We start from the raw sequence: 13351 nt of genomic DNA on the forward strand, positions 1-13351 counted from the left end.
GCGCGGCTTTTTACGTTTTTACGCATCGAAACTGCTCTGCCACGCTGCATGGGTGGGTTTTATATCGATAAAACTGACAGTTTCGCACAAGCAACGAAACCTAGGATTGCCGGTGACGAATGCCGTCTTCAGCTCTGCTGCAGGCCGGTTGCCTCGTCAGTCTGTTTTCGATCTTGAACTCGCGACCAAGGCCTGCAAATGACGTCGATCATTCCTTCCATGAGTGTTGCTCAAATCTCGAAATTATCGACTGCGGTAATTTCGAGTTGGACGACCGACGATGTGGAAGCGCTTTCGACGGAGCAGATCGCCGCTCTTTCCACTCGGCAGATCGGCGCCTTTTCTTCCCAGCATGTCGCTGCGCTGGAAACCGAAGACCTAGCCGCGATGTCAACGAAGCAGCGTGTGGGCATCACCGCCACCGCAATCGTCGGCCTGACGCTCGATCAGATCGCAGTGCTGGACAAACTCTCCATCGCCAGCCTCAGTGCAGATCAGGTCGCGGCGCTGACGAATTCGCAGGTCGCGGCGCTGGATCTAGACCAGACCGAAGCGCTCACGCCGAAGCAAATCGCGGTCATGAGCTCGAGCCAGATCGCAGCGCTGGACTATGATGAACTGGCGACATTTTCCAGCGCCGACATGGCGGCCATCTCGGCCAGCGCCATTGCGGGTATCAGTTCGGACGCTGTCGAGCATCTATCGACGGATCAGGTCGCAGCCATCAGCGCAAACGCCATTCCTGGAATGGGCCTCGATACCCTCACATCGCTGTCGGATGCACAGTTGGCGGCGATCAGCACCGGTGCGATCTCAAGGTTGACGACAGACCAGATCGGCGCCTTGAGCGCAGACCAGATCGGCGCCTTTACCTCTAGCCAGATCGCATCTCTCAAGGCCGTCCAGATTTCAGCACTCGGCGCCGATTACATCGCCAACCTTTCTTCTTCCGGTATCGCAGGCCTCAGCACGGCAGCGATTGCCAGCCTGACCACGGCCCAGGTCACGGCTCTCTCCACCGAGCAACTGTCAGGCTTGACGACAAAACAGGTCGCGGCGTTGAAGTCGACGCAGATAGAGGTGATCGCTGTCGAGAATATCGCAGCCTTCTCGGCAGAACAGATCACCGCACTCAGCACCAGATCCATCACGGGACTGACAACGGGCCAGATCGATAAATTGTCGACGCTTCAGGCTGAAGCCCTGAGTTCCCGACAGGTGAAAGTGCTGAGCTCGACGCAGATCGCGGCTCTGGGCAACGACCACATTGCGACATTTTCGACGGCGGATATCGCAGCGATTACCAGCGCGACCGCCGCTGGACTGACGACCGGCATGGTTGCAGCGTTGACTGAGGCTCAGGTTGCTTCGATCAGCGCCGGAACATTTGCCAAGTTGACGACCGAACAGATCGATGCTTTGAGTGCCAGCCAGCTTGGCGCGCTGACGTCTACGCAGATTGCATCGTTTACCTCGACGCAGGTCGCAGCCCTGACAGCGGATGACCTCAAGGCTCTGCCGTCGTCTGCCCTCGTCTCACTCTCGGGTAAGGCAATCTCCGGGCTGAGCACTGATCTCGTTTCGGAATTGACGCCTGTTCAGATCGCCGCCCTGTCTACCGGCGCAATCGCCAAGCTGACGACCGAACAGATCGGCGCGCTCACGACGGCGCAGGTCGAGGCGCTGACATCGGCGCAAGTGAAGGTTCTTAGCTCTTTGCAGATCGCCGCGATCAGCGTTGATGGTATAAAAACATTCTCGACCGGCGATATCGCAGCCATCTCCACCAAGGGCATTGCAGGATTGAGCACGGCAGCCGTCGCCGCATTGACGGCTGATAAGGTTGCAGCGTTCAGCTCGGCTGCGATCGCAGTGTTTTCAGCCGACCAGGTCAGCGCGCTCACCGCAGCCCAGCTGGAAGCATTGACGACGAAACAAATGACGGCAATCAAGGCTGCCCAGATCAAGGTATTGACGACTGAGGATGTCAGCAAGCTGACTCTGGAACAGATACCGTCGCTCAGCACCGGCGCCATTGCCGGTCTGTCTACCGCGCAGGTCCAGGCCTTTACACCACTTCAAATCGGCGCTTTTACACCGCAGCAGGTCAAGGCGCTCACCTCGGCGCAACTGTCGGTCCTGGGCGTCAACGATGTCGCCCAGTTTTCTTCGGAAGATATCGCTGCCATCAGCTCCAGGGCCATCCAGGGTCTGAGCACCGACGCTTTAAAGTCTCTAAAATCCTTTCAGATTTCTGCTCTCAGCCCGTCGGCCATAGCGGGCCTGACGACAGTTCAGGTCGACGCACTGACTAGCGAACAGCTTGGCTATATTTCGTCCGCTCAGGCCGCTGTTTTCAATTCTGAACAGCTTGGAGTGCTGGGTGTCGATGACATCGCAGCGTTGAAGAATGCAGCTATCGGCGCGTTGAGCACGAAGGCGATTTCGGGTCTTTCGACGGCGTCCATCGCGTCCTTGACAGCAGAGCAGGTGGCGGCCCTGAGCACCAATTCTGTCGCCAATCTGACCACGGGTCAGATCGGGGCGCTAACCGCAACGCAGGTTGCGGCCCTTTCGACAGGGCAAGTGAAGGCACTTGCCTCCACACAGGTGGCAGCCCTTGCGTCTGACAGGATCAGCGTTCTCACATCCAACCAGATTGGCGCGTTGACGACAAAAGCTTTGGCCGGTCTCAATTCAGACCAGATATCCGACCTCAAAACAACACAGATTGCTGCGTTGACGGCTTCGCAGATTGCCTCGCTGACATCCGCCCAAATCGCCGGTTTGGAAGTCGAAGACATTGCGGCATTGAAAATCGCCGGGATTCAGGCCTTGAGCGCTTCGGGCGCTTCAGGCTTATCGACGGATATCATGACGAACCTCACCTCGCTTGAGATCGCAGCTTTGAGCACCGCCGCGGTTGGCGGTCTGACATCCACGCAGCTTGCCGCGCTTTCGACAGGACAGGTCAATGCCCTGACGGAACGGCAACTCGGGGCTCTCAAGTCAACCCAGACGGTGGCACTGGGAACCGACGATATCGCGACCTTTGACTCAAAGGATATTGCGGCACTGACCAGCCGGGGTATCGCTGGTCTTAGCACCGCAGTCCTGGCCGCTCTGACCACGTCGCAATTGGTGGGTCTGTCGGTGGCCGCAGTTGCAGGACTGACGACGGACCAGATAGATATCATGAGCTCGACACAGCTCAACGCTCTCTCACTGACGCAGATCGCGGCCCTGACATCGACGCAGATTGCCGTGCTCAGCCCGACAATTCTGTCCTCTCTGTCTGCCGACAAGATTGCCGCAATGCGCGAGAGCGCCGTGACCAATTTGACCGACACCCAGCTGTCGGCACTGACACCCGCCCAACTTGCTGGCCTCAACACTGCACAGATCGCCGCCTTTACCTCCACCCAGATATCAGCGATGAGCAGCGCGCAGGTTGCGGCGCTGACCGCAGAGCAAATCACAGCCATCAGCACGGCGGGTGTGACCGGCCTTTCCAGCAAACATATCGCTGCCCTGTCCACAGCGCAGGCGCAGGCCTTTTCCAACATCCAAATTGCCAAGCTGACGGCTGAGCAGTTCGAAGGATTTGGGGCTGACGATCTCTCGACCTTCACGGACAAGGAACTCGGAGCCATTGGCTCCACAGCGATTACAGGCATTTCGCCCTCGCAACTGTCATTGCTCTCCCCCGACAAGATCGCACTGCTGAGCGAAACGAGTATCCCTGCCATGACGACGTCGCAGGTCGCGTCGTTGACGTCGGGTCAGGTCGCGGCCTTAACGCCCAAGCAGGTCGCCGCGCTGGCCGCGGGGCAGGTTGCGGTGCTTCGCACGGATGACATCAAGGCATTGACGACAGCACAGGTGGCCGCGCTGGGTACGAGCGGAATTTCCGGTTTGACGACGGCGCAGCTTTCGGTGCTGGACACCGATCAAGCCAAAGCGCTGACGAAGGTGCAGATTGAAGCGTTGAGCTATACGCAGTTTTCCGCCATCAAGGCTGAGGGCATCGCCACGTTCTCCGATGAGGAAATTGGCTCTGTTAGCACCAGCGTGCTGAGTTCATTGCCGACGGCGACGATTGCCGCTTTGACAACGACCCAGATTTCTTATTGGAGCACTGCGGCCGTTGCCAGCTTGACCAGCAGTCAAGTGAGTGCATTGACGACCGGTCAGGTGGCCTCTCTATCGACAAAACAGATAGGGGCTTTGAGTTCGCAACAGCTATCGGCTTTCGGAACGGATGATTTCAACGCGTTGTCTACCGGAGCCATCGCGGCCATCAGTTCGGCGGCCATTGCCGGTCTGTCCACCACGACGATCGCCGGTCTATATACTTCGCAGATCGCTGCCATCAGCACCGGAGCCATCGCTGGCCTGACGGGCGCTCAGCTGGATGCGTTGAGCATCGTTCAAATCGGTAGTCTCTTAACGACACAGATCTCGAGCTTGACGTCGAGACAGATAACGGCGCTGGGCGTCGGTGGCACCCAGTCGCTGACAGCAAATCAGATTTCAGCCATCAGCTCCGCCGGTATCGCCGGGCTTTCGACCGCCCAGATCAGTTCCTTGAGAGCAGATCAGGCGGAAGCTCTGAGTCCCACACAGGTTGCCGTGCTCAGCTCCGCACAGGTCAGTGCCCTCAGTGCTAACAGTTTGGCGACGTTCTCCATCAGAGACATCATGGCACTGTCCAGCGTTGCAGTTGCCGGTCTCTCGACCGCAGTTCTGGCCGGGTTGTCGAATGACGCCATTTCCAGCTTGTCGAGTGCAGGCATAGGCGGACTTTCAACAGCCCAGATCGCCGCACTGACGGCGTCACAGATCGGTGCATTGACGACGATGCAGGTCTCGGCGCTCGGCTCAAAGCAGGTTGCCGCCCTGGGCACCGGTGGCGCCATGGCGCTGTCCACCGCGCAGCTCGCCGCGTTGAGCAGCACGGGCATTCCCGGTCTTTCATCGGCGCAGATCGACGCACTGTCCACCGTTCAGGTCGAAGCGTTCAATACCACGCAGGTTGGATTTTTCACGTCCGGGCAGGTTGCCGGATTTAGTGCTGGTGATCTCGGTGTCTTTTCGACGGCGGAGCTGGCGGCGCTGACATCCACGGCCCTTCAGGGCATCTCCTCGGCCACGCTCTCGGGGCTTTCGGCAGATCGCATTGCGGTACTGGGAACCGCAAGCGTCTCCGGGCTGACGACGGAGCAGCTTGCATCCCTGACATCGGTTCAGCTGGAAGCGCTGACCACCGGTCAGGTCGCTTCGCTCGGGTCCAAGCAGATTGCGGCGCTAGGAACGACCGGAGCCGTCGCCCTGACCACAGCCCAGATTGCCGCTTTGGGTACCGCTGGCATCGCGGGGCTTTCGACAGCCCAGATTGCCGCTTTGTCCACCATCCAGATAGAAGCACTGACGTCCACGCAGGTTGCTGTGCTGACCTCGCTTCAGATCAGCGCGATGGACACCGATGATCTCGGTGTCTTTTCGACTGCCGATCTTGCAGCCTTGCCATCGAGCGCGCTTCAGGGGCTTTCGACGGAGATCATTGCAGGTCTTGCTACAGAGCGGGTTGCCGTCCTCGGCACGGCCAGCATTTCCGGTCTGACGACGGCGCAGATCGCAGCTTTGAAAACGGCGCAGCTTGAGGTTTTGACCACCGGCCAGGTTGCCGCACTTAGCTCCAAGCAGGTTGCTGCACTGGGAACGGCAGGCGTTTCTGTCCTGTCCACCGCGCAGATCATGTCCCTCAGTTCTGGGGCGATTGCCGGATTGTCCACGGGGCAGGTCGCGGTTCTCTCTACCGATCAGGTCGAATCCCTGACCTCGACGCAGGTGGCAGCGCTGAGTTCAACGCAGCTTTCGGCTCTGGCGCTCGATGATATCGATGTTCTCTCCAACGATGATCTTGCGGCCATGCCAGCGCATGCGATTCAGGGGCTCTCGACCGCCGCCATCGCCGCGCTGTCCACCGGCAGGATCGCGATTTTGAGTACGTCCGGCATCTCCGGGCTGACAACCGGCCAGATTGCGGCGCTCAGCCCGGATCAGGTGGAGGCCTTCACTAGCGATCAGGTGGCAGCACTCGGCTCCAAGCAGATGGCCGCACTCGGTCTCGATGACCTCAAGACATTCTCGACGGCGGATATCGCCGCCATCAGCGCGGGCGCCATCGTCGGTATTTCGACATCCATGCTGGCCGCGCTGCCGACGGAAACGATCCACGCTCTGAGTTCGCTCGGCATATCCGGTCTTTCGACGGCGCAGGTTGCTGCATTGACGGTCGATCAGATCAGTGCCCTTTCGCCCACGCAGGTGGGAGCCTTTACCTCACAACAGGTCGCAGCACTTGAAACACTGGATATCGCAGCCCTTTCCACGGGCCAGATCGCGGCGATCAGCACCGCTGGTATCACCGGACTTTCGAGCGGCCAGGTCGCAGCATTCAGCCTTGAGCAATTGCATGTGCTGACGACCGGGCAGATGGGTGCGCTAACCTCCACAGCGGTCTCCGGCCTGACGGCTGAGGAACTGGACACCCTGTCTTCCGCCCAGATTGCCGCGATTGGCAGCGCCGCCGTTGCGGGCTTGCCGACAGACTTTATCGCAGCATTGTCCCCGAGCGAGCTTGCGGCCATGGGCACAGCCGGTATTTCCGGCCTGACCAGCAAGCAGGTTGCCGTTCTCAGCCGGGATCAGCTCGACAGTTTGACGACCAGCCAGATCGCGGCGTTCAGCGCCGATGGCCTGTCCGGCCTGACGACTGATGGCATGGCGACCTTCTCCACCGCAGATATAGCCGCCATCGCATCCTCCGCCATCCGTGGGCTTTCGACCGCCATCATCGCACGGTTGACGACAGACGAGATCAAGGTGCTGACAGCCGGTCAGGTCGGGTCGCTGGGCTATAACCAGATCGTGGCGCTGAGCACCGGTCAGGTGGATGCCCTGTCCACGACGCAGCTCAATGCGTTCAACGCCATTCAGGCAGCGGCGCTGGGCACCGAAGACATCGCCCTGTTCACCACCGAAGACATCATAGCGCTCAGCACCAGCGCGGTCTCCGGCCTTGCGACGAGCGTTCTTGCGGCGCTGACGACAAGCCAGAGCGAGGCGCTGACACCGGCGCAGGTGGGGGCATTGACCTCATCGCAGGTCGCGGCTCTGTCGAAAGAAAAACTCGCGACGTTCTCGACAGCCGATATCGCCGCCTTCAGCTCGTCCGGTGTCAAGGGACTGTCCACCGATACGCTGGTCAGTCTCTCCAGCCAGCAGATCGATGCAATCCTGAACACCCATATGGGCGCGCTGACGCCGGAGCAGGTTTCGGCAATCATCTCCGTCTACATGACGTGATAAAGCGCAGTTTGAGGTTTCCCTTTAAAAGCCATGAGGGAAACGCTCGCGCAAGCTTCGCCGTCTAATTTGGTATCGAGGCCAAAAGGTCTTCGTTTCTTTGAATGACGGTGCGGGACAGAATGAATCTGTTAAATCAATTCCCACAGGTTTTAAAAAACTTCGCGGCCCTTGGGCAGACGCGGCTTTTGGTGCTTGGTGGCGTGGGTGTTCTGTCCATGGCGATCATTCTTGCCGCTGCGCTCTACGTGAACAAACCTGCTTACGAAACACTCTACGTCGGTCTGGAAACGATGGATCTGAACAAGATCAGCGTTGCTCTTGCCGAATCGAATGTCGATTTCCAGGTCGGTACAGACGGAACGAGCCTTCAGGTTCCCGTTGGCATGACAAGCAAGGCCCGCCTTTTGCTGGCCGAACGCGGTTTGCCCGATAGCGCCAATGCCGGTTACGAGCTGTTCGACAATGTCGGTTCGCTCGGCCTGACATCCTTCATGCAGGAAGTGACCCGCGTTCGCGCACTGGAAGGCGAAATTGGGCGGTCCATCCAGCAGATCGATGGCGTTGCCGCAGCCCGCGTGCACATCGTCATGCCCGACGTCGGCAATTTCCGCCGCGGCGAGCAAAAGCCGACCGCCTCCGTCATGATCCGTGCCAGTGCCACAGCCGGCCGCAAGGCCGCTTCTTCCATTCGCCACCTTGTCGCCTCGGCTGTTCCCGGCCTTGAAGTCGATGACGTGACGCTGCTGGATTCCACCGGCCAGCTTCTGGCATCCGGCGACGATGTCGGCAACGGCGCTCTCAACCGCTCGCTCACCCTGTCACAGAACGTCCAGCAGGAACTCGAAACCAAGATCGACAAGGCGCTTGCGCCATTCCTCGGCATGGACAACTTCCGCTCCACCGTCACAGCGGAACTGAACACCGACAGCCAGCAGATTCAGGAAACCGTGTTCGACCCCGAATCACGGGTCGAACGTTCTGTGCGCACCACCAAGGAAGACCAGAAATCGCAGGAAACGACGCCCGATACGGCCGCGACCGTGGAACAGAACGTTCCGCAGGCAGCGCCGCAGGGTGGCGGCAGCGGTCCGAAATCTTCTGACGAATCGGCCAAGAAGGAAGAACAGACCAACTACGAAATCAACTCCAAGACCACGGCCACTGTTCGTAACGGCTACACGGTCGACAAGATTTCGATTGCGGTCGTCGTCAACAAGGGCCGCCTCGCCAAGATGATCGGCGACAACGCCGACCAGGCCAAGGTCGATGCCTATCTGGCAGAAATGCAGAAGATCGTTGCTTCGGCAGCCGGTATCTCCACCAATCGCGGCGACGTGGTAACGATCACCGCCATGGACTTCCTCGAAACGCAGCTGCTCGATCAGGCGGTTGCCGGTCCGGGCTTCATGGAAGTGATGAGCCGCAACTCCGCAGGCATCATCAACTCGCTCGCCTTCGTTGCCGTCGCCTTCCTGGTGGTCTGGCTGGGTGTGCGTCCGATGGTTCGCTCCTTCTCCGGCGGCTCGGCAGCAACCGCAGAGCTTGGTCAGGAAACAGCAGGGCTCGAACTGCCGGACTTCTCCCCAGGCCTGGGTGGCGCAAGCGCCGGTGGCGGTCTCATGGATGGTTTCGGTGCCGACTTCGGCTTCGACAGCACCGACGATCTTCTCTCCGGCGACAATGGCGATGGCGATTTCAATCGCCGGGTTCGCGAAGGACCGGAACGTCGTCTGTCGCGCATGGTGGAAATCAGCGAAGAGCGCGCCGCCAAAATCCTGCGCAAATGGGCAATCGAAAAAGCAGCATAATCATGGAAGGCCGGTCTCGTACCGGCCTTTCGCCGTTTTATCGCTTGCATCATACCGGCGCACATGTTCTGTTTTGGGGCAGAATTTACGATTTGTTCATCACGTCGACAATTTACGTTGGAATAATGAAATCAACTCTGTGCGAGGCCGAGAACATCAATATGCTTTTGGTGGTATGACAGGGAGATAAAGACGGGGATGTCCACCGCTGGTGATGGCGTTTTTCGTCGCGTCTTTCTAATATACAATGATTCGGTCGCCAGACATGCAAGCCACGGATTGTGATTGTGTTTCTGAATGGAAATGATTTCCATCCCGGTTAAGTGATCTCCGATAAGGAGAGTGAGAGGGCGTAGGCTATTGAAGGTGGATGTTGATGTTCGCAGGCTCATCGCTGCGCCGTTTGATAGGTCGGTGAAGTTGCCGCGCGATCAACTCATTCGGAACATTTCTGTCGCGGCTACTGACGGCAACGTTACAGCCGCCATCGAAATGCTTGCGTCCTTTGCAGGCGCTGCCCACTATCTGCTGGCGCGCGAAGATCTTTTGCAGGAAGCCGGTCTCAATTTCATCATCACATCCGACTGGCCCTTCGATCTGGTGCGCAGGTTGGGGTCGGAACTGACCAACAACCAGAACCGCGTCAGCGAGATGGAAAAGTGCCTGGCGCTTTTGAAGCCGCGTGTGCTGTTCCTGCCGGACGATGCCGTCGTGCCCCATGGTGTCGACCGCAAATATTGCGCCATGACCTTCTGCGTGGGGCGCGTGCGGTTCTCGCTGCTGCTGCTGTTCGAACTCGACAATGTCCCCGTGGACGATCGCCTGCGTGAGACCGGTATGTTGGCGGGTTACTTCGCCAGTTCCGGCATCGTGGCGGAATCGCGTGTCGAACGGGACATCGACCTGACCGAGCGGGAACTCGAATGCCTGTTCTGGATTGCCGAGGGCAAGACCAGCGACGAAATGGCGACGATCCTCGGCATCTCCCGCAACACCATCAACAACTACATCACCAGCGTCATGCGCAAGACGGCAACCAAGACCCGCTCCGAGGCCATTGCCTATGCGGTTCGAAACAATCTCGTATGAGGGTGCGTGAGATGGGCTACTATAAGGATTCCGAGGTCGCCAGCACAGACCCTGTGGTGCCTGCGCGCGCCACGACAGCGGCCAGCCGCTCCGATCTGTTTCCGCGCCTTGTGGCGATACAGCGCATTCTGGGCGCCAAGAATTTTGTCGTGGTCAGGGCCGTCGCGTCTGGCTTTCCCAACAAGCGTAAGCTGTTCTGCGAGCTGGAAAACTGGGGCATCAATGCCAGCGATCAAAGCACGCGGCTGGTGTTGGCCATGGGCGAGCGTCTGCTCGAACATCTTGAACGTTCGCTTCTGCCCGTCACATGGAAGAGCGAAAACGGCTCGGGCTTTGCCGACGTCCCCGACGTTGCCGCGCTGATGGTTCGGCTTGCCAATGACGATCTGTCCTATGCCGGGCTGGCGCTGCCAGTGCGGCTGGGCACGATCGGCAATGGTTATGTCGTGTTCTGCGGTGGAAACCTGCTGCTGGACAACGAGATCGTTCTGGAGCAGCACATCAAGTGCACGGAAATCATGGTCGATCTTCTGGCGCTCGACGAACGCCGAGTCACGCCTGCCGAATCTCTCAGCGAACGCGAAGTCGCCTGCCTTCAGCTTGCCGGAGATGGCCGCATCAGCGAAGAAATTGCCGTGAAGCTCGGCCTGTCGGTTCACACCGTCAACGCCTATCTCGGCTCCGCGACCATCAAGCTTGATTCGGTCAACCGCATCCAGGCCATCGCCAAAGCGATCCGCATGGGCTACATCCACTGATATAGCGTTGCGACGCACGCTTTGTCCCTATATCGAACGGCCTGAAATCCCTTGGGAATTCAGGCCTTTTGCGTTTATCGCACCTCGAATGCGCCCTTCCGTGCGGGCAGGGCAGGGACGTCGAAGTGGTCGGGTGCTTCACCCGTCTTTGCCCGCTCGACCATCATTTCGTAAGCGGTCTCGAGGTGACGGCAGAAGCGTTCGGCATCGAACAGCGGCTTGATGAAACGGTTCGCATCGATGCGCGCGCGGATTTCCTTCAACGGTGCCTGATCCTGCGCATAGGCCACGGCCTGATCGACATAGGCTGCCTCGTCTTCTGCAATCAGTTCCGGCGCGCCGATGGCATGCAACAGGCTTTCGCTGACGCGGGAGGCGAAGTTGGTGCCCTTGACCGTCAGCACTGGCAGGCCGGACCATAGTTGTTCCGACGTCGTCGTGTGACCGTTGACGGGGAAGGTATCGAGGCCGAGATCGGCCACGGTGATACGATTGAGGTGAAGCTCGAAATCCAGCTTTGACATGAAGAACACGCGCTTGGCCGGAATGCCCATCGCCATGAACTTGGCCAGGATATTGGCCTTGCTGTCCTGACTGTTGTGCAAAATCCAGATGACGCTGTTGGGCGTGCGCTTGAGAATATCGCCCCAGATTTCGGCAACGCGCGGCGTGATCTTGCGGTTGGCGTTGAAGGACGCGAAGACGAAGGCGTCTTCCGGCAGGCCGACATCGGCGCGGCTGAGCTGTTTGGCGAGCGGGCGGTTGACCGGGTCGTTCGGTTGATAGGTCTCAGGCAGGCGCGCGAATTTTTCGTAATAGTGCGGTTTGGAACTGTCCGGCAGCACGTAATGGTCGCCGATGGCATAGTCCAGGTCGACATTGACCGTGGAGCCGGGAAAGCCGATCCATGCGACTTGCACGGGAGCTGCGCCCATGTTGAGGATGGCTGTGCGGTTGCCCGCCGTATGGCCTTTCAGGTCGACCAGAATATCGATGTTGCGTGCCTTGATCTCGGCCAGCGCCTCGTCATTGCTCATCTCGCGGATCGTGACCACGTCACCCCACAGGCTGCGGTCGGCCTCGTTGGTCTTCAAAAGATCCGGTGCGGAATGGCAAAACAGCGTGATCTCGAAGCGATCACGGTCATGCAACTCCAGCACGCGGCGAATGAGCTTCATGGTGGCATGTTTGTCGAAAAGGTCGGATGATAGATAGCCGATCCGTATTTTGCTGCCCCATTCATGGGGCATCTGCCGACGTGCAACGCTCATCTCCGGCTTGAAGGCAGGCGTGTTGCTGCGCGCAAGCTGGTTGATGTGTTCATCGCCACTCCAGTGGAGATTGAAGAAGGTGCCGTCCAGCGAGATGAAATTCACATCTCCGTTGGCGACCACCTCATCGATGATAGGCTGGTGCTTTTCGATGGCGTCGAACTTGCTGTGTTCGCGGCAGAAGACCAGATACATCAGGCGCACGGCCTGCTGGCGCGGCAATTTCGCCAGAAGCAGGCGGGCCGTCTCGATGTCTTTCGCATCGAACAGGTCCCATGTGGTGATGGCAATGCGCGCGCCGAGCTTGATGTGCTCGATGTCGTCGCTCTTCATCAGGATGCTTTTCAGTGCACGGGCAATACGGGGCTCGCCGCGTTCCAGCAGCATCGTGCCGACGATGAAGCATATTTCGGGGTATTTATGGAAGCGATGGATCAGCTTGTTGGAGAGCGCGAGCGCCTTTTCCTTCTGGCCGCAATCGTAATAGAGCTTGATACTATCGACGAGATAGCTCTCCGCATCCATGCCATTTTGCTGGTAGGCCAGCTCATAGGATGTTGCCGCCTGTTCGGGCATGCCGATCTGCAGGCAGGTCTTGGCCAGCAAAGCATAGGTACGCGCGTCACGCTTGGTATCGATCAGCTTGTTCAGCGTTTGAAGGGCCTGGGTGTACTGACCGGTCTTGAAATGCTTCGAGGCGGCGGAATAGCTGATTTCGTTTAACATGTGTCCCGTTCTATTCTCTTGCGGTTCCGCTTGCAGACAACGGCCTCTCGGGCGCGCGGAGACTGCCGATTTAGAAATTCGACAGATACTATCGGGCGAAGCTTGCTTGAAACAGGTCTTCGCGCGCACGCACCTGTCTCATTCTGGTTAACCCCTCTAACCGGCTGTTTGCGCAACATTAACCATTAGAATCGAGGGGGAAGCCGATACTGCTAAAATTAAGGACTTGGAAATGCTTGCCGCGCATTTTGACTGTGCGTGACGGGTTTGGTGTCCATTAAAAAACGGAACCGAGTGGCATGATGCCGAACCGTTATCGCCGGTA

The 13351-nt window shown here is 58.7% G+C and carries 5 protein-coding genes; 4 read left to right on the top strand and 1 reads right to left on the bottom strand.

Annotated features, from left to right (window positions below; genetic code table 11):
• The first annotated feature begins 219 nt into the window (after positions 1-219).
• The 4 genes from HRR99_RS01700 to visR all read left to right on the top strand — a co-directional run bounded on the left by HRR99_RS01700 (position 220) and on the right by visR (position 11029).
• Positions 220-7371, top strand: coding sequence for a beta strand repeat-containing protein (locus HRR99_RS01700; protein WP_233122535.1), 7152 nt, complete (start codon positions 220-222; stop codon positions 7369-7371).
• 122 nt (positions 7372-7493) lie between these two features.
• Positions 7494-9182, top strand: coding sequence for a flagellar basal-body MS-ring/collar protein FliF (gene fliF, locus HRR99_RS01705; RefSeq protein WP_233122536.1), 1689 nt, complete (start codon positions 7494-7496; stop codon positions 9180-9182).
• A 360-nt stretch (positions 9183-9542) separates the two neighbouring features.
• Positions 9543-10271: a transcriptional regulator VisN gene (visN, locus tag HRR99_RS01710; protein WP_162694669.1), complete on the top strand. Its 729-nt coding sequence runs from the start codon at positions 9543-9545 to the stop codon at positions 10269-10271.
• 11 nt (positions 10272-10282) lie between these two features.
• Positions 10283-11029: a transcriptional regulator VisR gene (gene visR, locus HRR99_RS01715; RefSeq protein ID WP_112498908.1), complete on the top strand. Its 747-nt coding sequence runs from the start codon at positions 10283-10285 to the stop codon at positions 11027-11029.
• A 74-nt stretch (positions 11030-11103) separates the two neighbouring features.
• On the opposite strand, the gene HRR99_RS01720 is transcribed toward visR, so the two are convergent.
• Positions 11104-13026: an O-linked N-acetylglucosamine transferase, SPINDLY family protein gene (locus tag HRR99_RS01720; RefSeq protein WP_233122537.1), complete on the bottom strand. Its 1923-nt coding sequence runs from the start codon at positions 13024-13026 to the stop codon at positions 11104-11106.
• Positions 13027-13351 lie beyond the last annotated feature (325 nt).

Origin of the sequence: Agrobacterium vaccinii (assembly GCF_021310995.1) — a bacterium.
Lineage (GTDB): Bacteria > Pseudomonadota > Alphaproteobacteria > Rhizobiales > Rhizobiaceae > Agrobacterium > Agrobacterium vaccinii.